Annotated in this window: 20 protein-coding genes; 15 read left to right on the top strand and 5 right to left on the bottom strand. The window is 41.9% G+C overall.

The window, feature by feature from the left end:
* Positions 1 to 282: 282 nt before the first annotated feature.
* The 4 genes from Q4492_RS06765 to Q4492_RS06750 all read right to left on the bottom strand — a co-directional run bounded on the left by Q4492_RS06765 (position 283) and on the right by Q4492_RS06750 (position 4655).
* Complete coding sequence (locus Q4492_RS06765) at positions 283 to 1353, bottom strand: TRAP transporter substrate-binding protein (protein WP_303416490.1); 1071 nt, start codon at positions 1351 to 1353, stop codon at positions 283 to 285.
* Positions 1354 to 1567: 214 nt separating this feature from the next.
* The gene (locus tag Q4492_RS06760; RefSeq protein ID WP_303416489.1) at positions 1568 to 2857 is read right to left on the bottom strand and encodes a TRAP transporter large permease subunit; all 1290 of its coding nucleotides are present in this window, start codon (positions 2855 to 2857) and stop codon (positions 1568 to 1570) included.
* 12 nt (positions 2858 to 2869) lie between these two features.
* Positions 2870 to 3406: a TRAP transporter small permease subunit gene (locus Q4492_RS06755; protein ID WP_303416488.1), complete on the bottom strand. Its 537-nt coding sequence runs from the start codon at positions 3404 to 3406 to the stop codon at positions 2870 to 2872.
* A gap of 172 nt (positions 3407 to 3578) precedes the next feature.
* A complete protein-coding gene (locus tag Q4492_RS06750; RefSeq protein WP_303416487.1) occupies positions 3579 to 4655 on the bottom strand; it encodes a TRAP transporter substrate-binding protein in 1077 nt (358 codons plus the stop codon).
* Between the two features lie 388 nt (positions 4656 to 5043).
* On the opposite strand from Q4492_RS06750, the gene Q4492_RS06745 reads away from it, so the two are divergent.
* The 14 genes from Q4492_RS06745 (at position 5044) to Q4492_RS06680 (ending at position 19032) form a co-directional block, all read left to right on the top strand.
* Positions 5044 to 5319, top strand: coding sequence for a hypothetical protein (locus tag Q4492_RS06745; RefSeq protein WP_303416486.1), 276 nt, complete (start codon positions 5044 to 5046; stop codon positions 5317 to 5319).
* A gap of 61 nt (positions 5320 to 5380) precedes the next feature.
* The gene (locus tag Q4492_RS06740; RefSeq protein ID WP_303416485.1) at positions 5381 to 5968 is read left to right on the top strand and encodes a CBS domain-containing protein; all 588 of its coding nucleotides are present in this window, start codon (positions 5381 to 5383) and stop codon (positions 5966 to 5968) included.
* A 150-nt stretch (positions 5969 to 6118) separates the two neighbouring features.
* Complete coding sequence (locus tag Q4492_RS06735) at positions 6119 to 7789, top strand: phosphoethanolamine transferase (RefSeq protein WP_303416484.1); 1671 nt, start codon at positions 6119 to 6121, stop codon at positions 7787 to 7789.
* Positions 7789 to 8514, top strand: a complete 726-nt coding sequence (locus tag Q4492_RS06730) for a phosphatase PAP2 family protein (RefSeq protein WP_303416483.1) — start codon at positions 7789 to 7791, stop codon at positions 8512 to 8514. Before Q4492_RS06735 ends, Q4492_RS06730 begins: the two co-directional genes overlap by 1 nt.
* Positions 8515 to 8527: 13 nt before the next feature.
* Positions 8528 to 9214, top strand: a complete 687-nt coding sequence (locus tag Q4492_RS06725) for a response regulator transcription factor (protein ID WP_303416482.1) — start codon at positions 8528 to 8530, stop codon at positions 9212 to 9214.
* The gene (locus Q4492_RS06720) at positions 9211 to 10434 is read left to right on the top strand and encodes a HAMP domain-containing sensor histidine kinase (protein WP_303416481.1); all 1224 of its coding nucleotides are present in this window, start codon (positions 9211 to 9213) and stop codon (positions 10432 to 10434) included. The genes Q4492_RS06725 and Q4492_RS06720 overlap by 4 nt, the downstream gene beginning before the upstream one ends.
* A 152-nt stretch (positions 10435 to 10586) precedes the next feature.
* Positions 10587 to 11294 (top strand): thermostable hemolysin, encoded by a 708-nt coding sequence (locus Q4492_RS06715; RefSeq protein ID WP_303416480.1) that lies wholly within the window; start codon positions 10587 to 10589, stop codon positions 11292 to 11294.
* Positions 11291 to 12781 (top strand): AMP-binding protein, encoded by a 1491-nt coding sequence (locus tag Q4492_RS06710; protein ID WP_303416479.1) that lies wholly within the window; start codon positions 11291 to 11293, stop codon positions 12779 to 12781. The genes Q4492_RS06715 and Q4492_RS06710 overlap by 4 nt, the downstream gene beginning before the upstream one ends.
* A gap of 16 nt (positions 12782 to 12797) precedes the next feature.
* The gene (locus Q4492_RS06705) at positions 12798 to 13451 is read left to right on the top strand and encodes a TenA family transcriptional regulator (protein WP_303416478.1); all 654 of its coding nucleotides are present in this window, start codon (positions 12798 to 12800) and stop codon (positions 13449 to 13451) included.
* Positions 13448 to 14233: an SDR family oxidoreductase gene (locus Q4492_RS06700; RefSeq protein WP_303416477.1), complete on the top strand. Its 786-nt coding sequence runs from the start codon at positions 13448 to 13450 to the stop codon at positions 14231 to 14233. Before Q4492_RS06705 ends, Q4492_RS06700 begins: the two co-directional genes overlap by 4 nt.
* 12 nt (positions 14234 to 14245) lie before the next feature.
* A complete protein-coding gene (locus Q4492_RS06695; RefSeq protein WP_303416476.1) occupies positions 14246 to 14869 on the top strand; it encodes a hypothetical protein in 624 nt (207 codons plus the stop codon).
* 22 nt (positions 14870 to 14891) lie between these two features.
* Entirely contained in the window at positions 14892 to 15557 is a 666-nt protein-coding gene (locus Q4492_RS06690; RefSeq protein WP_303416475.1) for a response regulator, read from the top strand.
* Complete coding sequence (locus Q4492_RS06685; protein WP_303416474.1) at positions 15554 to 16942, top strand: ATP-binding protein; 1389 nt, start codon at positions 15554 to 15556, stop codon at positions 16940 to 16942. Before Q4492_RS06690 ends, Q4492_RS06685 begins: the two co-directional genes overlap by 4 nt.
* 497 nt (positions 16943 to 17439) lie before the next feature.
* The gene (locus tag Q4492_RS06680; protein ID WP_303416473.1) at positions 17440 to 19032 is read left to right on the top strand and encodes an HD domain-containing phosphohydrolase; all 1593 of its coding nucleotides are present in this window, start codon (positions 17440 to 17442) and stop codon (positions 19030 to 19032) included.
* Between the two features lie 6 nt (positions 19033 to 19038).
* Here Q4492_RS06680 and Q4492_RS06675 read toward each other — a convergent pair whose 3' ends face one another.
* Positions 19039 to 21234, bottom strand: a complete 2196-nt coding sequence (locus tag Q4492_RS06675; RefSeq protein WP_303416472.1) for a CHASE2 domain-containing protein — start codon at positions 21232 to 21234, stop codon at positions 19039 to 19041.
* Between the two features lie 411 nt (positions 21235 to 21645).
* Here Q4492_RS06675 and Q4492_RS06670 point away from each other — a divergent pair, with 411 nt between their 5' ends.
* Entirely contained in the window at positions 21646 to 22413 is a 768-nt protein-coding gene (locus Q4492_RS06670) for an MBL fold metallo-hydrolase (RefSeq protein WP_303416471.1), read from the top strand.
* The last annotated feature ends 4 nt before the right edge of the window (positions 22414 to 22417 follow it).

Here is a 22417-nt window from a genome sequence, read left to right as displayed (position 1 = left end):
TTGATAAAACAGCTTTTCTCAAATTTGAGTGAGAAAAACCAACCTAGATCTCTTAAAGGATCAGGTACAAATATGGAAAAAAATCCTATAACCCATTGATTTCCATATATGAGATATAGGTAATCTTAAGACGATCAGAAAGAAGCTAAGGGGAGAGACAAGAAAGAACAGTAGCTTTATATAAGACATACAAAGCCCAAAAAAGAAGCCAAAACAAGCTTAAAGAGCTAGAGCCTTCAACTTATTCCAGCTTCAATTGATTGTGAATTAACCGGAAAACTACTAATTAGATAAACTATTTAAATAAGCCTTATCCGATATTTCAGTCCATGCCCGTGCTTTAGCCATATAGGCTGCTTGAGAGTCCTGAATACGTTTCGCTAACGGATCCTTTCCTGCATGCTCAGCTAACAGTTCATTATTCTCTTTTTGCATCGCCTTAATAACGTCCGTAGGAAACGACTTAATCTGAATATCCGGGTACTCACTTTTCATACTTGACCAGTTAGCTGCCGATTCATGCTGAGTATTAATATACATATCATAAGCAGCCAAGCGCATCGCAGTTTTTAATATCTGCTGGAGATCCTTAGGCAATCGAGAGAATGACTTTTGATTGACTAAGAACTGCAACTCACTCGCAGGCTCATGCCAACCTGTATAATAGAAAGGCGCAATTTTATGGAACCCCATTCTCAGATCAAGCGACGGTCCAACCCACTCAACAGCATCAATTGTACGTCGCTCTAATGAGGTATATAAATCACCAGGCGCAATATTGACCGGCTTAGCACCTAACTTGGCCCAGATCTCTCCGGCAAAACCCGGAATACGTATTTTTAGCCCCTGTACATCTTCAAGCGAATTAATCTCTTTCTGGAACCAGCCACCCATCTGTACTCCCGTGTTCCCACCAGGAAAAGAGTACATCCCAAAGGGCGCATAAACCTCGTTCATTAACGATTGGCCCTCGTCAAAGTAGAACCAAGCATACTGTTCAGGTGCAGTCATTCCAAAAGGCATAGTTGTAAAATAAAGGGTATTAGGCACCTTACCTTTCCAATAATATGAAGCCGTATGGCCAATATCATACTGACCCGCTCGGACCATATCGAATACACCAAAGGGGGCTTTATGTTTATTACTGGAATCAATTCTTATCTTCAGCCGGCCATTGGACATAACCTCAGCCAATTGCACCATGTGGCGGGAAGTTTCACTTAATATAGGGGTATTCGTGCCCCATGTTTCGGCCAACTTTAAACGATAAACTTTATCTTCTGCGTGCACCAGCGTAGTAATCAGGAAACAACAGCACAGTACAATACCGTTCTTTATTCTCTCTACCCACATCTACCTATATTCCTAAGCATCATTAAGTGATTAAAGCCTGCATAGTAATATGCTAAGCCCTACCTCTCAAATCAAACACAAAAATTAGATAAAAAAATGCCCCGTAAAACGAGGCAATTAATCAGCTCATATAACAGAGCTGAACATGGGAATGGATTATAAAATGGGCTATTACTAGCCCATAGCAATACAACCGCCAATACACCAGCTATCTTTAGGAAAGCCCGTAGAAAGCAGGGAATAGAAGTATTGAAACAACAACAGCTACCTGCATTATGATAAACGGCATCACACCTCGGTAAATATCTATTGTAGTGACTTGCGGCGGTGCAACCCCTTTAAGATAAAATAGACTAAATCCAAATGGAGGCGTTAAGAAACTAGTCTGTAGGTTCATCGCAATCAAAATCGCAAACCAAACCGGCGCTATACCAAAAGCATCCGCCACAGGCGCAAGAATTGGTACAATAATAAAACTGATCTCTACAAAGTCGATAAAGAAACCTAATACCAAAATAGCCAGCATAGATAGAATCAAGAAGCCTGTCGCACCACCCGGCAGATCAGATAAGATCTCTTCTACAATGTAATCACCGCCTGTATAGGTAAATGCCATAGAGAACGCGGTAGCGCCCAATAATATAGCAAACACCATCGCCGTCACTTTAACGGTTTCTTTAGCTGAGTCTAAAACCATTTTCCAGCTAAACTGACGGTAAAGTGCAGCCAGAACAATCGCACCAACACCACCTAGTGCAGAAGATTCTGTTGGTGTAGCAATACCAGCAAAGATAGAGCCAAGAACGATCAAAATTAATGCTAGCGGCGGAATAATAGCGATCAACGCTTTAGTATATTGCTCGCGTTTGTTCTTCACATCATCATCTAAAGGCAGAGCTGGAGCAGCTTCTGGCTTCAAATAACTATAAATCAAGATATAAACAACGTAGATACCGATCAACATTAGACCAGGCCCCACTGCGGCTTTAAATAGATCACCAACAGGAATACCAAGTACGTCACCTAAGATAATTAGAATGATCGACGGTGGAATAATCTGACCTAAAGTACCTGACGCACAAATAGTTCCGCAGGCTAGAGATTTGTCGTATTTATACTTCAGCATAACAGGCAAGGAGATCAACCCCATCGCCACAACCGATGCACCTACAACACCTGTAGATGCGGCTAAAAGCGCACCGACTAATACAGTAGAGATCGCTAAGCCGCCGCGCACCCCACCAAAAAGCTTACCCATCGACTCAAGCAACTGCTCAGCCAATTGAGTTTTTTGTAAAACAATCCCCATAAAAATAAACAGAGGAACCGCCATCAATACCGTATTTTCCATAATGCTCTGAATACGGAATGGCATAAAAGCGAACATTTCTGCGCCTTCGGCAAAGACACCGAAAAGCAAAGCAACGCCACCAAAAGTAAAAGCAACTGGGAAGCCGACAAGCAGCATAAGCAGCGCCACCGCGAACATGACAATACCAATCATTACTAAGGCCTCTTAATGTTGTGGGGGTTGATAATCGTCTGCCTGGCTATTACCTAGGTAAACGTTTAAAGATTTAAGGAATAGACCCACACCGCTAATTAACATAGCGAAGAAAGCAAAAGGAATTACAGATTTAATAAGCCAGCGATAAGGTAGGCCACCAGGATCACCCGATGTCTCGCCCAGCTCAAATGCCTCACGCGCAAAATCAACACCATACCAGCCCACTAACGCGCAGAAAGGAAATAACAGTATCAAGCAACCTAACATGTCAATTATAGCTTTAGTCTTTGCACTGAGGCCTTCATAAATAAGATCCACACGTACATGTCCGCCGGCCTTTAATGTATAAGGTACGCCTAAAAGAAAGACAGCAGCGTAAAGGTGCCACTCCATCTCCTGCATCCCTATAGAAACATCATTAAAAACATAGCGCATAACAACATCGATAAAGACATTGAATAGCATTAACACAAATAGGACTGCAGAGATCTTACCCATCAGCTCTGAAAAGCTGTTGATCACCTGCTCCAGTCTCAATAGAAACATGCTAGCTCCAAGAAAAAATAGATAATGGCACCCTGAATAGGGACAACACTCAAAATACCAACGGAGGTTCTTTAACTTTAGATAATAAAGGGTAACTAAATAATTAGTCACCCTGTGGAACAACGTAATTAAATAAGACCTGCCCCTTCAACAGGCCTTATTAGAGATACGCTTAGTCAGACAAACTGTTCAAGTAAGCTTTATCAGAGATATTAGTCCACACACGGGCTTTAGCCATGTATGAAGACTGTGATTCTAAGATTTTCTTAGCTAATGGATCAGCCGCTGCTTTCTCTGCAAGCAATTCATCATTTGCTTTACGCATTGCTGCGATAACTTCTGGCGGGAAAGTTTTAACCTGAATATTTGGGAACTCAGATTTCATGCTAGCCCAGTTCTCTGCAGATGCATGGTAAGACTGAATGTACATATCATACGCTGCAGTACGCATAGCCGTTTTCAGGATCTGTTGTAGATCAGCTGGTAACCTTGCGTATGCTTTTTTGTTGATAAGGAACTGCAACTCTGTAGCAGGTTCATGCCAACCCGTATAATAGAACGGTGCAATTTTGTGGAAACCCATACGTAGATCAAGTGATGGGCCTACCCACTCAAGCGCGTCAATTGTACGGCGTTCAAGCGCTGTATATAACTCACCTGGTGGAATATTCGTAGGTTTTGCGCCTAGCTTAGCTAGTACTTCACCTGCGAAACCTGGGATACGCATTTTCAGACCTTGTAGGTCTTCTAATGAATTAATCTCTTTCTGGAACCAACCGCCCATCTGGTTACCGGTGTTACCACCAGGGAAGGACATAAGGTTATATTTACCATAAACCTCATCCATTAGTTCCTGACCACCACCATGATAGAACCAGCCGTACTGTTCAGGCGCAGTCATACCAAAAGGCATAGTAGTAAAGTAAAGGGTATTTGGCACTTTACCTTTCCAGTAATAAGACGCGGAGTGACCCATGTCATACTGTCCAGAACGTACCATGTCAAAAACACCGAAAGGCGCTTTATGCTTATTCTTAGAATCAATAGTAATTTGTAAGCGGCCGTTAGACATCTTATTTGCTAAATCAGCCATATTCTTTGGCGCATCGCCAAATATTGGGAAATTCGTTGGCCAAGTTTCGGCAAGTTTCAACTTGTAAACTTTATCAGCCGCCATTGCAGGCATGGCCAATACAGCTGTACACGCTGCTGCAGTGATCAAGGTTTTTTTATAAGTCATTTTGAACATTTTTATTATCGCCCTCTAGCTATATAACTGCGTTTGAAAAACCGTCAAAAAGATTGGTCGTAATGGTAAGAGGATCTCCTGCCCAACACCACTACGACCACAAATAGCACAATCTGCTAAGAATCAATCGGCTAAGAATCGATGATTCAGCCTAAACAGTATTACATAGAAGAGTCCACTCTCCCATTAGGATTACTGCGCAAGCGATTAGCTATGAATACTTAGTTATCCTACGTAGTATTACGTAGTACCTGAACTATTTTATTGAGATGGAATATTTTTTTAGCTTATTAATATCAAGTTAGTCTAGACTAGGTTTATGAATAAGATAGCTAGATTTTCTATATGCCATCATAAAAGAAACCTCACCTATGGTGTGCGGGGACTATTGTTATTTTTATTCATTATCGTTTTCCAGCTATCCAGCATTCCTTCCACATCCCCCCTATCCCATTTAATTCTATCATCCGAAACCAATCTTCAATCGTCTGCACTTTCCTTTACAGCTATTGATAATGATTATGATGACTTCACCGTTATCCATTCAACGCTGCTACATACGCCATTTCCGCCACTACAAAAAGCAGACCTAACACAAAACCATAACCTAAGTCACAAAAAATGGCTTAAACCCTTGCCACAAGCCCCACCACAATACAGCTAGTACAAATACTTTTAAGCTTTTTATCTTTTTTTGTGCTGCCACTATTGGCGAGGATTTCACAATGAAAAATTACAACGAACTGAATACAGTATTTTTAGAAGCGTCAGATCTTGTTATGCGCCCTGAAGAGCTAACTGAATACACCTTAGAAACACCCGCTATAACTATTTTAACTGACTTCTCACATGTCCAGCCGCTATCAATGGAGCTAGATGTATCTATAGATGATGCTCGCCATATGATGCGTAAAGTGCATGTACGGTCAGTATTAGTTATCGATTCTGATGAAAACTTTAAAGGCTTCCTTACACTTGCAGATCTGGAAAGCCGATCAGCCCTGAGTGTAGCAACAACCGCAGGTATCAAACGCCAGGATATCTCTATTCGAGATGTAATGACTCCACGCGCCCAACTAAAAGCTATTCCTTTATCAGAAATTCAATCCGCTAAAATAGGCAACTTATTACAAACACTGAAACATGAAGGTACACCCCATATCCTTGTTGTTGATACTTCAAACCATTCTATTCGTGGTGTGATCTCCAGCAGTGATATTGCACGCCGCTTGAATATCTCCGTTGATATATCCAAACGCGTCAGTAGCTTCCAAGAGGTGGTTGGCCTCCTAGCCTCAGGACAGGAGTATTAGATAGCGCAGAGCTATAACCCTTTTATAAATAAACCTCCTACCTAGGAGGTTTTTTTATAGCTCGCTTAAGCATTAGGCACAGATTTCACGTTTCTTTCACATCACTCACGATAACCTTCGCGCTTTAATCAGCCATTGTAGTGATCTGATATGACGCAACGTGCAACACTTTCTCAGTTATTGGTCGCCTTACCAAGTATCCATAGAACAACTCTTACGCTGCTCTCCGCTACTACACTCACCCTGTTCTATAATGACGCGCTCTGGTCTCTTATCCTTAAAACCCCCTTTGATAATGTTTTAGACCAACTCTTATTTGACGGCTCATTTTTCCTATTTATCTTTCTTATTTTTAACATCCTTCTTACTTTAATCAGTGTTTCATATATTCAAAAACCGATCATCGTACTGATTATTCTATCCGCAACAGGCTGTAACTTTTTTGCAAGCCACTACGGCATTATGTTTGATCGGAGTATGATGCAAAATTTGATGGAAACAGATAGCGCAGAAGTCGTTGAACTGATCAATTTTCATTTTCTTATCAACCTGCTGTTTTTTGGAGCCATACCCGCAACGCTCATTACACTTATACGCATAAAACCTACCAGCATCAGTACAGGGCTAAAACATAAACTAATTAATATTCTGTTATCCGTTTTGCTATTAACCGCTGTGATACTCTTAGCCTATAAAGACTTCTCTTCTGTTTTTCGCACCCACCGCGAGATCCGAAACTTAATTATTCCCACCAGTTATCTGTATTACGGTAGTCGATATTTATCCGGTGCCTATGATTTAAATAATCGTTCCCTACAAACAATCGGATTGGATGCATCCTCTGGTCCACTACTCAACAGTGCAACAAAAAAAGTAGTGACTGTGGTCGTGGTCGGAGAAACAGCAAGAGCGATGAACTTTTCTTTAAACCACTACGGGCGCGAAACAAATCCTGAATTATCTAAAGAAAATATTATTAATTTCTCACAGACCTATTCATGCGGTACCAATACCGCCGTATCTGTTCCCTGTATGTTTTCTGATATACCACGTAATAAGTTTGATAATGCGACCGCTCAATCCCGCGAAAATGTTTTAGATGTACTTTCCCATGCAGGCATCAATGTACTTTGGCGTGATAATAACTCTGGCTGTAAAGGTGTTTGTGAACGTATCCACCAACAAACTCAAAAGGAATATAGATTAGAGGCGGATTGTAATGCAGGGGAGTGTTTTGATGAGATGATGCTAAATAATCTTTCTTTGTACCTTAACAGTACAGATGAAAACACTATGATAGTGCTTCATCAACACGGCAGCCACGGCCCATCCTATGCACATCGCTACCCTAAAAAATATGAACAGTTTACGCCTGTATGCGAAGGTTCCGATTTACAATCATGCAGCCAACAACAAGTCATTAATGCTTATGACAATACAATCCTTTATACCGATCACTTCCTCGCTAAAGTGATCAACTTTTTAAAACAGCACAACGATCAATATATCACTGCAATGCTGTATGTTTCCGATCACGGAGAATCACTAGGTGAAAGCAATCTTTATCTACACGGACTGCCCTATTTTATTGCCCCCGAAGAGCAAACGCATGTGCCATTGATCTTATGGTTATCGGAAGCATACAAAGCGCAATTCAATATCAATAATGAATGTCTCAGTAAACAAGCGAGCAGCAAGCTGTCTCACGACAATTTATTCCACTCAATTTTAGGTTTTATGGATATTCAAACCACCTCAAAAAATAAAGCGTTAGATATATTTTCTAAATGCAGAAACGTTCAGAAAATTGCAGGCAGATAATGAATAACCACTTTTGGTACAAACATTTAGGCTTACCACTGTTGTGCTCAATCTTATTATTTTCTGCAATAGCCTACTGGCAGTTAGATATATCGTTAGCTAACTATGTTTATATACTGGAAGGCAGGCAGTGGCTCTACAAAGACCATTGGTTTTTCTCAACCGTTTTACATACTGACGCACGTAATCTGATGATATCGCTATTATTAATCGTGTTTATAAGCTTAATATCATCGTTTTTTGTACCTCAGCTTTTACCCTTCAGGAAAGCCATCGTTTATCTACTTTTATCAACAACCCTATCCGCTCTGCTCATCACTACAGGTAAACACTTTAGCCAAATAGACTGTCCTTGGGATTTAGTGAATTACGGCGGAAAACTACCGTTTATCTCATATTTTCATGCCCGTCCTGAATGGATGCCTGATGCTCAGTGCTTTCCAGCTGGGCATGCATCTGCTGGCTATGCGTGGTTCGGGCTCTATTTCTTGGCCTTAAAGTACTGTCCTCAATGGAAGTGGCTTATATTAGGCGGCATCCTCTGTTTAGGTCTTTTATTCGGCGCTGTGCAGCAGCTACGCGGTGCTCACTTTATCTCCCATGACTTAGCCACCCTAACGATCTGCTGGTTAACCGCATTATTGCTTTACCCATTATTTTTCTCAGGTAAAGTAAATAGACTTATTACCCCTTTCTTAAATCGAAAACCGCTTAAACACTCTTAGAATAGGCCGTTGTATGCATATATTGCTTACCGATGATGACCCCGATATTTTATCAACAATAGCGGATCATTTAGAGCTACATAATATGACGGTAGACTTCGCCTACAACGGGGAGCAGGCGCTTTTCTTACTCACAGATAATCATTACGATGTGATCGTACTTGATATCATGATGCCCAAACTTGATGGGCTCCTGACCTGCGAGGCGCTTCGGAATCAGGGAAATACCACTCCTGTACTAATGTTGACAGCTCGCGATACTCTGGACGATAAAGTAACAGGGTTTCAACAAGGTGCTGATGACTATCTTGTAAAACCTTTCGCCATGCGTGAGCTTATATGTCGTATAGAAGCCCTTGGACAACGTATATCACGTAATAAAGCACGGACAATCCACTTTGGCGAGTTAGAACTCGATCTAGAGCAAAAAAATGCATGCCGTGCAGGACAACAATTACACCTCAATCCACTGCAATTTCGTTTACTAAAACTCCTTATAACTCAAGCCCCGAAAATTGCCAACCGCGAGCAAATAGAACAAACATTGTGGCAAGATAATCCCCCTGATAGCGATGCCCTGAGAAGTCATTTTTACCAACTACGTAATATCATTGATAAACCCTTTACTTACCCGATGTTAGAAACAATACGCGGCGTCGGTTATCGCTTAACAGATCATCAAGCGGGAGATGCATCGTGAAGTTAAACTATACCCAACGGCTTATTGTCTCTGTCAGCCTTTATACCTCACTCTTATTTTGCCTTTCACTCGGCGCTGCTTGGTTTACGTTTGAAAGCATTGAAGAGAGTGAATATGAAGCGTCAGCTTTACAGGTGAATCGTTTAATCAAATCGTTAATGAGCACTACACCTGCTCTCGAAAGTTCCCATCCACAAAACGGTATAGGTTTATATCTATCAGATTCAGCACTTCCCAAAGCATATACAAAGTTCAAGCAGCCGGGCTTGTATACTTTAGCCAATGGGGATGAACTCATCATGGATTACCACCCCATTAGCCAGCAACCTTATTACCTGCTTTTAGCGCCTCCCCATCAAGACGAAGAAGGTATAAATAATGAGTTTTCTGATTTAATCGTACTGCTTATGGGCCTTATTATGGCAACCTTTGTTTCAGGTGGTATGGCTTGGTTTTTAGCAAAACGGCTTGCTCAACCAGTTATACAGCTCAAACAACAAATCAATCAAATCGAAACCCAAAATCTACACCTGACGGTGATGGAGCGGGATGATGAAGTTGGAGAGCTCAGCCGATCAATTTCATCTTTAGTTACGCGAATAGATCAATTTACCCAAAGAGAACAAGAGTTCACGCGCTTTGCCAGCCATGAGCTACGCACCCCCATCACCATTTTAAAAGGCAATATAGAGTTACTTAATTCAACACTCACACCGAGCCTAGCAACAGACAGAGTGCTAAAACGTATGGAGAAAGCGACAGATCGGATGTCCGCGTTAATTCATGCCTTTTTATGGTTAAGTCGAGAGGGAGATGATTATGAGCAGGAAGAGAGCCTTATAGATTTAACTCAATTTAAATTACTAATAAGCGATTGCCTGCAACATATTCCCACCGAAGAGACGGAAAGAATTAAGGTTGATGGGGATACAATCGCTTGGCTTAGTAACCGGTTCCTTATATCAATACTACTCGACAATCTAATCCACAACGCCCTGAAATACAGCTCAGGTGATATTCATATTACGGCGCATAATGATCATTTCACCGTCTCAAACGCTCCCATAAAAGTCACGAACCACTCATCAACAGGCTTAGGGTTACTTATTGTGCAACGTATCTGCGAAGCTAAAGGCTGGCAGTATGCAATAGAATCAAACGATGACCGTTTTAAAGTCGTTATTAAATGTATTCAAGAACCTCAAGAGTTAGCAGGTTAACTACAAACCGAAACAGTAGTTTGAGATCAACCTTACAAAATCACACTAGGCTAGACGATCGCTCTTTACTCCATCACCAATCTTTTACACTTTTAAGAAACCCTTAAGAAAGCAACGCTAATTTATATGTCATCAACTAATGGAGATGGCATATGAGTGTTGTAATGCTCAAACCCAGCGAGCAATTTATTCCACAATCAGATCTTCTTTTAGTTTCTCGTCATGAGAATAAAGAGATGGTCAGGCGATTTGCGGAGGCTCGCTTTAAAGCGGCATATAACGCCGATGTAAATGACTTTCTTCCCCATATGCTTGCACTACTAGATAACCAGCTAGCCGTCCAAGCATCTGTGGGTTATCAATCAGCGGAATCACATAGCCTCTATCTCGAACATTATTTAGATCAGCCAATTGAAGATGCCATTGCCGCTCGGCTAAATATCGATAAACCTCGTCGTAGTGAAATACTGGAAGTAGGTAACCTCGCATCGCTCTCCCCTGGGGCGACGCGACGGTTAATTCTTAACTTAGCCTGTCATTTTCAAAAGCAAGGTTATAAATGGTTAGTCATCACCGCGACCTCTCACGTCAAAAATAGTTTTGAGAAACTCAATATTGGCTTAGACCTACACAAGGTATGCAAGGCGGATGCGAGTGCAGTTATCGATACAAATTCAAATTGGGGGAGTTATTACGAACATAACCCAGAGGTTTATATAGGCGATATAGATGCCGGTATTAACGTACTCAAAAACAACCCTGTCATTGGCAAACTGCTCGCCCGTTTAAAAACACCAGTGAGCGACTGTGCCGTATCAATCACTCATAACTCAGCGGTAAAAGAAGGAACAGTCGAGTGAGTCAATTATTAAAAAAGATACAAGCTTACTCAATATCCCAACCTGATAAAACAGCGTTTAAGAGTCACTTAGGTCAAATCAGCTATGCTGAGCTCTATAAACAAGTAGAGTCACTTGCAACACACTTAAAACAGACTCACTGCGCTATTTTAGGTATTTGGGCGGACAACTCCCCCCAGTGGGTGATTACTCAGTTAGCAGCGATGTCTGCAGGTATTAATGTAATCCCGATGCCCATATTTTTTAGTCCCTCTCAAGTACAACACCTGATTAACAGCGCAAATATTGAGCTGATTGTTTTAGATGAACGATTAAAATTAGCCTACCCACAAGTTGATTTTGAAAGCTATACGAACGCTCAACTCCCATTACCTAGCGGCTTATCCGCTTATCAAAAATCTACTCATACAGGCAGCACGACTAATTTAAGCACAGCATTGGTCACCTTCACATCGGGCAGCACGGGCACGCCAAAAGGAGTGTGTATAGATTTTGATTTGATTGATCAAATGTGTAGCTCTCTACATTCACTCACCCATAACCTAGGTGTACAAAAACACCTCTGCCTGCTACCTCTTGCTGTCATGCTAGAAAATATTGCAGGGGCATTTTTGCCACTTTATGCGGGTGAAACTATTGTAATTGATAGCTCAGAAATCACAGGACTTAGGGGCTCATCACAGTCAGACATTCAGCAGCTGGGTCTGTACCTTAGTGCGGAGCAACCGCATAGTTTGATTGTAACGCCGGAGTTACTGAAACTTTTACTCCTACTAAAGCAGCAAGGCCAAGCGCTCGATTATTTAAAACTTGTTGCGGTAGGTGGCGGCAAAGTACCAAAACGCCTACTCCAACAAGCCAACGCCTTAAATATTCCTGTTTATGAGGGCTACGGTTTAAGTGAATGCGGCTCTGTAGTTGCACTCAACACACCTAACGCAACCAAACTAGGAAGTGCCGGTAAGCCTCTGCTTCACTGTAATGTAAAGATATCAGACAGTGGTGAGATACTGGTCTATGGCCCGCATATGAGTGGATACCTAGATGAACCGGTATCAGTCTCTGACCACATATCAACAGGTGATCTCGGTTATATAGATGAAGATGGTTTTCTCTTTATTACAGGTCGTATAAAAAATATCCAGATCAACAGCTTTGGTCGCAACTTCAGTCCAGAGTGGATTGAAGCTGAAATCAACGGTTTATCCGGTGTCATACGATCCGCTATTTTCGGGGATGGTAAACCTTATATCACGGCGCTCATTCAAACTATACCCGGAGTCAGTGAGTCTCAGATTCAACAGCAGATTCAACAGTTAAACCAATCACTCCCCGATTACGCCCAGATCAAAGCCACTCTACCTATGTCGGCTGAAGTACTTACCAACCACGGATTATTAACCGCTAATGGTCGAATCAAGCGGGAAACCATTAAACACTATTACGCACAGCAGATTGAAGACTGCTACCACAGCGTCACTATATAACTGTAGGAAAAATAACATGGTATTTTTTGATAAGTTGTCACAAGAAACAGTAGCCGCTCAGCACGCCTTTCTAGAGCGCCCTATTATTCAACAAACACTTTCAGGGGATATTTCACTTGCTCGTTATCAAGCGTTTTTAACTGAAGCCTACCACCACGTTAAGCACACCGTTCCTTTGTTGATGGCCTGCGGTTCTCGATTACCTGAAGATTTCAACTGGCTGCAAAAAGCGATTGCGGAATATATTGAAGAAGAGATTGGTCATGAACAGTGGATTCTTAACGATATAGAGCAAACCGGCCTAGACCCATTAAGTGTCAAAGTAGGCACCCCTTCCCTGCCCACTGAAGTAATGGTCGCTTACGCTTACAATCAAATCGACCGTGTACATCCACTTGCCTTTTTCGGCATGGTCCATGTATTAGAAGGCACCAGTATCGCGTTAGCCACTCACACATCCGAGTTAGTACAAGGCCGATTAGGTTTACCGGATGAAGCCTTTAGCTATCTTCGCTCCCACGGTTCGCTCGATATAGCCCATGTGAAATTTTTTGAAGATCTAATGAACAAAATTGAGTGCCCTGCAGCTCAACAAACAATCATTCATGCAGCACAAGTGTTCTATCACCTTTACGGTGAAGTGCTCTCATCAGTGGAAGGTGCAGAATGAGCTTAGAGACCAAGACCTCACTGATTATTGGTGCATCCGGTGGTATCGGTCAGGCCGTCGCTAAAAAACTGGCCGAACAGGGACAAAACCTTTTTCTATGCGGGCGTAATGAAACCGCTTTAGCAGACCTAAAAGCTAATCTTCTACATCAGGATCAACACACATTACTTATCGCTGATGTCGTCAGTGCGCAAGGCCGTGAAGCCATTGTAACTGAGGTTAGCAGATCGCCGATTGACACTATTATTAATGTAGCCGGTATCAATCAGTTAACTGCATTTGAACAACAAACAACAGAATCAATTGAAGCGATGATTCACACCAACCTCACTGCCATTATGCTACTGACTCACGACCTAATTCCCCTATTAGAAACACGTAGTAATAGCACCTTAGTCAACGTCGGATCCACGCTTGGCGCCATTGGCCTGCCCGGTTATGTAACCTATTGCGCATCAAAGTTTGCACTGCGCGGTTTTTGTGAAGCACTGTCCCGCGAGCTGGCAGACAAACCTATTAACATCAAATACTTTGCCCCTCGTACCACAGAAACCAGTATTAATTCCGATAGTGCTAACGCCATGAATACTGAACTGGGCAATAAAGCAGATAGCACTCAGTACGTTGCTAATGAACTGATACGTTTCCTCGAAACGGATAAAGATAGCTGTCACTTAGGTTGGCCAGAACAACTGTTTGTAAAAGTTAACGCTGTGCTGCCATCTATTATGAGCCAACAGTTAAAAAAACAACTTCCCATTGTCCGTAAATATATTGGCTAAGAGAGTTTTACTATGAAAAACCTATTTATCACTACAGCACTCACACTCTTCAGCATGTGTATACTTGCTGCACCCGTTGATGATGCGCGGCTCACACTACAAACAGAGTGGGCGCATATCAAATATGAGCTAGAAAAAGATCAGCAAGAGATAATGTTTAAATCCCTTGCGGAACAATCCGAAGAGACTCTATCCCAATTTCCAGAGTCGGCAGATATTATGATCTGGCGTGCCATTATTCTTAGCACTTATGCAGGCGAAAAAGGTGGTTTAGGTGCGTTAAGCTTAGTAAAGGAGGCTAAACAGCTACTTGAAAAGTCGATAGAGATTAATCCAACAGCTCTACAAGGTTCAGCATACACTAGCTTAGGAAGCCTTTATTATCAGGTACCCGGCTGGCCGATTGGATTTGGTAGTGATAAAAAAGCAAAAGTGTTTCTAACAAAAGCACTTGAAATCAACCCAGATGGTATTGATAGTAACTTTTTCAATGCCGATTTTCTGATTGAACAGCATAAAAAAGATGAGGCTAAAGCTTTCTTAGAACATGCTCTAGAGGCATCACCAAGGCCGGGCCGCGAGGTTGCTGATAGTGGCCGTCGCCTAGAGATAAAGGCACTGTTAGAAAAACTTTAAGCTGAGGGTTATTAACCAAACCATGAAGATATTACTTGTGGAAGATGATCCCTTGCTGGGTCAAGGTATCGCTGATGCGTTAACCTATCAATCATATATTGTTGAGTGGGTGAAAACCGGCAAGCAAGCGATTAGTTTTGCTAACGCAAGTCAATTTGATGTCATCATACTGGATCTAGGCCTTCCTGATAGGGATGGCTTAGATGTTCTGCAAGAGTTAAGAAATAATAAAATATTAACACCGATTCTAATCCTCACTGCGCGGAGCACTTCAGGCGAAAAAGTCACGGGGCTAGACCGTGGCGCAGATGATTATATGGTGAAACCTTTTGATGTACCGGAACTCATGGCACGATTGAGGGCCTTACAACGCAGGGAATCGCAACAGAAAAGCTCAATCATCACTCATGGCAGTATTGAGATCAATCCAGCCAACTTTTCTCTCTCTCAATATGGAAAACCTATACTTCTTTCCCGCCATGAATACGATCTGTTACTCCACTTAATCAATCGCCCAAACCAAGTATTTAGCCGTGAGGCTCTAGTGGATAAATTATATAACTGGGACAATGAAGTAAGCAGTAATACAGTTGAAGTCTATGTGCATCATCTTAGAAAAAAACTAGGCAAAGATATTATTAAAACCGTCCGTGGTATTGGTTATCAATTAGGGAGCACCTCAGAGTGAATTCCATACGTGCCTATCTAACACTCACCTTAGTCATCGGTATTGGCCTTGCCATTGCTGCCTCAATCGCCATGAGCTATCAACGTATCACTCACGAAACCGAAGAGCTATACGACGCGGAGCTGGCTCAAATCAGCCGAGTACTAGAAGCTGTACTAAGTATCGAGTTTGAATTTACCGGTGTACATATTTCAGAAACAACCCACGATAAACAAAAACTGATCATTTCACCTGAGATTATTGCGGAGGGTGAGTACAACAAAGATGGTCATAAATATGAGAAGAAATTAGCTTTTCAAGTTTGGAGCCGTAAAGGGGTTCCCCTACTAGGAAGTGGGGAAGATGATGCAGATTTGAGTTTTTCAGACCAGCCTGGTTATAGCTACGAAACCATTAAAGATAAACAGTGGCGAACCTTTGTTAGGTACAGTGAAACCTTATCTATTTGGATTAAAGTTTCACAATCCGTAGAGATACGAGAGGATGTAACCCATAAGATAGCCTCAGTTAACGCATCAATTTTATTGATCCTATTACCCGTAATTTTTATCTTGATCACCTTGATCGTACGAAAAGGACTTTCTCCACTTAATGAGATCAACAAGCAGATCTCATTGCGAGGAAATCACAACTTAACCCCATTAAGTTTCTCCTCTGTACCTAATGAACTGCAACAAGTCGTTGGATCAATCAACCATCTCATGTCTTCCCTCGGTGCCGCTTTAGAAAGACAAAAACGCTTCACCGGTAATGCAGCTCACGAGTTAAGAACACCACTAGCCGCGATAAAAGTTCACGCGCAAAACATGCACCCAGAGAATGAGAGGCTCACCAAGATTCAAACCCATATTATTTCGGGTATAGATAAACTAACCCACCTTTTCAACCAACTAATTACCTTAAGCCAAACTGAGTCCTCTACCGAACCCACCAAGAAAGAAAAGGTCGATATTAACGGTTTAGTTAATGAGGTTATATCCGAACTAAACAGTGTAATTAGCAATAAGCAGATCCTACTTAGCACACTTATAGATGAAAAAATTTCTGTTCAAGCAAATCAAGAAACACTCTCCATCTTACTGCGAAACCTAATCGACAATGCGGTTAAATATGTTCCAGAACGGGGAGAAATCAGAATAAAAGCAGAACAACTCAATGCTAAAGTTAAGTTTGTCATTTCAGATAATGGAATCGGTTTAAGTGATGAACAAAAAACACATGTATTTGAACGATTTTACCGAGCAGCAAGCCAAGATACCGACGGCTGTGGAATAGGTTTATCTATAGTCAAAGAGATATGTGACAGTAGTGGGTACAACATAACCTTAGCTGACTCAGATATTTATGAATCAGGCTTAACAGTCACATTAGAGATCCCCAACTAGCCTTTTTTGAGTCTTAACCCCTTAGATAAGATTTCTTCTACGGGGGCATATATCTGCCTTTACCCTAATCAATTAAAACAACGACAACAGTTTGAACAGGTAAAAAGCGCTAAAATTGAATATATCTTCCATGCCCCCTATAGGTGTATTCATCTAGGCATTGCTGAACCTTTTTATAAACCCTCAGATATCAATCTCTGCCAAGCACGCATCTGTTTGATTTATATGTTTTTTAGCTTAATCTTATGCCTAACGCCTAGGACTAGAGCCTTAAACTCACAATAACTAACCTAGCTCAAACCTGCCTTCCCTCTAATACTGTTATTATGCTGTCTAAAATGGGCAGGTTGCCAATGAGAGCGTTCTAAACCCGTTCCTATAACCTAACAAGAGATAAAACCTTTATATTTTGGTTATTTAACACTGCACCCCCTTGACACAACTGCGCTAGGGCGCCACATTTATAGTTACATCTAAATAGGTAGATCGGAATAGTTATGCTTCACTTAGATCCAGAAGAAATCGCAAAGCAACTGGCTGATTTGACAGGAGCTTTGACGACAGAAAATGATCATACCAAACTATTAGATCGTATTATTCTCGGTTGTATGCACCTGACTAATGCTGATGGTGGGACCTTATATACCCTGAATGAAGAGAACGAGAATGAGTTAGCATTTACTATATTGCATAACCGTTCTTTAGGTATTCATCGTAAACCTCACGATCTACCTGCGATAGATATTTTTAATTCTCAAAAGCAAGCATCTAAACTGGTGGTCGTTCAGACCTTTGTTCAGCGTGAAACCATTAATATTCCTGATGCTTATGAGTGTGTTGATTATGATTTTTCAGGCACACGCAATTTCGATAAACAACTAAACTACCATTCAAAGTCTTTTCTCTGTGTCCCCTTACAAGACCATGAAGGGGAGATTATCGGTGTTTTGCAGTTAATAAACGCCATTGATGAGAATGGGCAGATCATCCCTTTCTTAGCAACCCAGCAGCATTTAGTAGAATCTCTTGCCTCGCTCGCCGCAACGGTCCTTACTAAACGCCGTTTAATTGATGCCCAACGCCACCTTTTTGAATCATTCATTAAGTTGATTGGCCGTGCAATTGACCACAAATCCCCTGTTACCGGCAAGCATTGTGAGCAGGTACCAGAAATTGCGATGCTATTAGCCGATGCTGTAAATACGGCAACCCAAGGCGAATTCGCAAATAAAGCCTTTTGTGAAATAGAGATGTACGAGCTACGCATCGCCGCGTGGCTGCATGATTGTGGCAAGATCACAACACCAGAATATATAATCGATAAAGCCACCAAACTACACACCATGTTTGACCGTATCGATTTAATTGAGTCCCGGTTTCGTGAATATAAGCTTCATTTAGAAATTCAATTTCTTACCTTAAACTCGTCGATATCTGACAAAGAGCGCGCACTGGCCCACCTCCAATTAGAACAGCAAAAACAGAAACTAGACGCTGATCTCGATTTTATCAAACGCTCTAATGCTGGATCGGAGTTTATGGCTGATGAGGATATCGCCCGCGTCCTAAGTATTGCAGATATCAGCTGGGTTGATGTAGAGGGGAAAATCCGCCAACTATTGAGCAGAGATGAAACCGATAATCTATGTATTCGCAAAGGAACGCTAACTGAAAATGAACGTCAGATTATGCGGGATCATATTAAAGTCTCCATCGATATGCTGGAATCTCTGAACTACCCTAAACAACTGAAACAGGTACCCGAGATCGCCTGTAACCACCACGAACACTTAGATGGCAGTGGTTACCCTAGAGGTTTGAAGGCGGATGATCTCTCAACCCGAGCACGTATTATGTGCATCGCAGATATTTTTGAGGCACTCACCTCCCCCGATCGACCTTATAAAAAAGGCATGCTTTTATCCCAAGCCATGACTATTTTAGGCCGTATGGTAGAGGACAACCACTTAGATGGTGACTTATTCAAACTGTTTGCAGAAAGTGGGGCTTATCTCACTTATGCACAAAAGCATATGGCACCCCGCCAGATAGATACCTTTGATATCCACTCACTTCCTGGTTTGCAATAAACGCTCTTACTTACTGGTATGGCTAAAGACTCCGCACCAATCAGCGGGGAGTGCAGCATCTTTATATTCAGCAATACGGTGCAGATAAATCCGTGCCATTGTATCTTCTGTAGCTTGACATAGATAAGCCTCAAAAATATCCTGAGCCTCATCCCACTGTTTTGTCGAATAGGCCTGAATACCTTTTTGGAATAGATCGACTGCGTTTTTTTCATGTTGTGTGCACTGTTCACGTAACCCTATAGGCTCTAGAACATCCACCGCCTCATTACGACCTTTAACCTGCACTCTATCTAATTTACGGTATAGGTACTCAGGTACTTTTTGCGCTAATTCACCACTTACCAGCAACGGCGTACCATAATATTTAGTCAGCCCTTCCAAACGTGCACCTAAATTAACCGCGTCTCCCATGACCGTATACGCCATACGGAAAGAGGAGCCCATATTACCCACATTCATTAAACCACTGTTAATACCCATACCTACACGAACCGCGGGCAACCCCTCTTGCTCTAATTGCTGATTAAGTTCCGGCAACAGTGCAAGCATCTCTAACGCGGCTTGCAAGGCATGACGAGCATGATCTTCATCTTTAAGGGGCGCTCCCCAAAAAGCCATCACAGCATCCCCTATATACTTATCCACAGTACCGCGCTGCTCATGAATCACCTTAGTCATGCCCGTTAAATAGATATTCATTAAACGAGTTAACTGTTGAGGCGTCAGCTGCTCTGAAAGGCTGGTAAAATCCCGAACATCTGAGAAAAAAACGCTCATCTCCCGACTTTCACCAGAAAGCTGCACGGATTGATCCTGCTGACTTAACTCTTCCACCACCTCGGGCGGAATATACTGTCCGAACTGATTCGCCAATTGGGCTATATTTCGGGTTTCAAAAAAGTAACCTGTCGTTTGCTGAAAAAGGTACAACACACTAATTAAAATTAAGGTGTAACCCAGCGGAATTACCCATAATAGTTGCTGCCATGCATAGAGATTCAGAGCGATGACCACCCCACCAATGGCCAGTGTGATAATCGTTGATAAAAATACTGATAATCGAGGAATAACGATCGATAAGAGTAGACCGCAAAAAATAAGCTGGACGATCTCAACTCCGAGCGTGTAATCAGGTTGGTGATGAAAACTCCCATCCAACATGCCGGATAAAATATTGGCATGGACCTCCACTCCAGAGTAACGATTACTCATAGGTGTCACCCTAAGATCCAATAGACCCGCCGCACTTGTTCCAACTAAAACAATCGTGCCCTCCAGTAACTCAGGATCAGCAACCCCATTAATAATATCAGTAGCCGAAACGTAGGGAAAACTCCCTTGTGGGCCTCGATAAGGAACCAGCACTGCGCTATGTTGATCAACAGGGATACGTATGCCTGCTGCTTCAACGGCCACTAAAGCATTCCTCTCCTCTGTTGCATCCGTTTCAATAACCGGCAGCACCTGATCTTCCTCAAACAACGCTAACATCATAGCTAAGGCTAAGGATGGATAATATTGACCTTCAAAGCGCTGCAGTATAGGTACGCGTCGATAAACACCATCGGAATCAACCATTGGGTTATCAAAAAAGCCATTACGAACACCCTTACTTTGTAGCGCATTCAAACTAGAGATCACACCGTTCGCTTCAGGAATAGGCAACTCAGCTAAAGCGGGGTCTTCACCTATCACCGCTTTTCCTGGATGGCCTACTTGTAGCTGCTTAGTACTACGGTCAAATAGATAACCCAATACAACAGGCCTATCAGCTATTACACGGGCAAAATGAGCATCCGAGTTAAGCGTTTTAAGCAGCGTAGTTACATCGTGATCGGTACTTTTATTTTCAAAAAACTGTTTAAGCTCAACTAAATCAATACTTTGATCCGCTTCTGAAAACACCATATCAAAGCCTACGATGGCCACACCATAGTTATCAAATAACTGATCAACCATACGTGCTAACTTTGAACGATTCCATGGCCAGCGCCCTTCCGCAGCAAGGCTTTTTTCATCAACATCAACAATAACAATACGAGGATCTTTCTCTTTGGAAAGAAACTGACGTAAACGTAAGTCATAAAGGTCATGTTCAAAACGTTCAAATAGCTCAGGACGATCGCCGGTTACTACAGGAACTATCATTAGAATGGTGAGAAAGATACCCAACAATGTCCTGATTTTTCTTTGTCTCATAGACTACTCAGCAACAATTTGACGAAGCGAACCAAGGAGGCTCAATCCATTCGCCATAGGTTTTATTAGATTTATACTATATAAAAATAACAGTTTTATTTGCGCGCGACAGCTATAAAGCAGGTCAAATGTTGAACTTCCGCTACAGAGTCGAATATAGAAAGCGCACAGCTTTTTATAACCTGAAATTTCAAACTGATTCATTTGCTGCAACGGACTAATATCTGTATCTTGAATAACCGTTGGCGTTTATATAAAACTGTCGTACTCAGCAAAAGTTTGTTTTACCAAAAAGTCAGCACCTGCAACGATTTGGTTGTCCTATTTTTTTGCTGTCGCTTTTGTTAGACCCAACTACCATACTGTGCATAGTAGTGTACTTAATTTAGATAGCCACATCTGAGGTGGAACGTGAAGATCGACGTGTTAGGTTGTAGTGGCGGTATAGGTCAAGGCTTAAAAACTACAACATTTTTGGTAGATGATTCGTTACTGCTCGATGCAGGTACAGGTCTCGAACTACTAACAATGGAGCGTATGTTAAAAATACGCGATGTTATCATTACCCATGCACATATAGACCATATTATCGGCCTGCCTCTCATGCTTGCCACTATCTTTGATCAGCATAAAGAGCCTCTAAATATTTATGCACTTCCTGAAGTTATTGATGCTTTGAAGCAGCATATCTTTAACTGGACTATTTGGCCCGATTACACCTGCCTGCCTGAAAAATCGCCAATTATCCGTCTGCACAAGATCAAAAAAGGCGACAAGCTCTCTCTACAAGACAAAAACATTGAAGTGCTGCCCGCGCAGCACCCTACTCCAACGGTTGGCTATTTAATATCTGACGCAAACGCATCTTTTGCGTTTACCGGCGATTCAGGTATTAACGATGAACTTTGGCCTATATTAAATGATCGCAAACCGGATTTACTGATTATTGATGTCTCGTTTACCGACGAGATAGATGAGCTTGCTCGCTTAAGTGGGCACTTAACCCCAAGCCACTTACAAGAGCAATTAGCCCAGCTAAACCATGATTGCAAAATCATGATCACCCATTTAAAGCCTGGGTTTGAAGACACCATTATGCAACAGTGTCATCAACGGCTAGCTAACAGAAAGGTCGAACGTTTACAGCACAACCAACAAATCGATGTAAACGCTATTTAAACAC

This window comes from Neptuniibacter sp. 1_MG-2023, from assembly GCF_030547185.1.
In the GTDB taxonomy this organism is placed as follows: Bacteria; Pseudomonadota; Gammaproteobacteria; order Pseudomonadales; family Balneatricaceae; genus Neptuniibacter.
This window is presented reverse-complemented; position numbering and strand designations above follow the sequence as displayed.

Excerpts from the sequence above, each read along its gene's own strand:
- Q4492_RS06705 (WP_303416478.1), top strand. The coding sequence starts at position 12,798 with ATGGTATTTTTTGATAAGTTGTCACAAGAAACAGTAGCCGCTCAGCAC.
- Q4492_RS06680 (WP_303416473.1), top strand. The coding sequence starts at position 17,440 with ATGCTTCACTTAGATCCAGAAGAAATCGCAAAGCAACTGGCTGATTTG.
- Q4492_RS06765 (WP_303416490.1), bottom strand. The coding sequence starts at position 1,353 with ATGTGGGTAGAGAGAATAAAGAACGGTATTGTACTGTGCTGTTGTTTC.
- Q4492_RS06690 (WP_303416475.1), top strand. The coding sequence starts at position 14,892 with ATGAAGATATTACTTGTGGAAGATGATCCCTTGCTGGGTCAAGGTATC.
- Q4492_RS06750 (WP_303416487.1), bottom strand. The coding sequence starts at position 4,655 with ATGTTCAAAATGACTTATAAAAAAACCTTGATCACTGCAGCAGCGTGT.
- Q4492_RS06740 (WP_303416485.1), top strand. The coding sequence starts at position 5,381 with ATGAAAAATTACAACGAACTGAATACAGTATTTTTAGAAGCGTCAGAT.
- Q4492_RS06695 (WP_303416476.1), top strand. The coding sequence starts at position 14,246 with ATGAAAAACCTATTTATCACTACAGCACTCACACTCTTCAGCATGTGT.
- Q4492_RS06760 (WP_303416489.1), bottom strand. The coding sequence starts at position 2,857 with ATGATTGGTATTGTCATGTTCGCGGTGGCGCTGCTTATGCTGCTTGTC.
- Q4492_RS06735 (WP_303416484.1), top strand. The coding sequence starts at position 6,119 with ATGACGCAACGTGCAACACTTTCTCAGTTATTGGTCGCCTTACCAAGT.
- Q4492_RS06725 (WP_303416482.1), top strand. The coding sequence starts at position 8,528 with ATGCATATATTGCTTACCGATGATGACCCCGATATTTTATCAACAATA.
- Q4492_RS06755 (WP_303416488.1), bottom strand. The coding sequence starts at position 3,406 with ATGTTTCTATTGAGACTGGAGCAGGTGATCAACAGCTTTTCAGAGCTG.
- Q4492_RS06730 (WP_303416483.1), top strand. The coding sequence starts at position 7,789 with ATGAATAACCACTTTTGGTACAAACATTTAGGCTTACCACTGTTGTGC.
- Q4492_RS06675 (WP_303416472.1), bottom strand. The coding sequence starts at position 21,234 with ATGAGACAAAGAAAAATCAGGACATTGTTGGGTATCTTTCTCACCATT.
- Q4492_RS06715 (WP_303416480.1), top strand. The coding sequence starts at position 10,587 with ATGAGTGTTGTAATGCTCAAACCCAGCGAGCAATTTATTCCACAATCA.
- Q4492_RS06700 (WP_303416477.1), top strand. The coding sequence starts at position 13,448 with ATGAGCTTAGAGACCAAGACCTCACTGATTATTGGTGCATCCGGTGGT.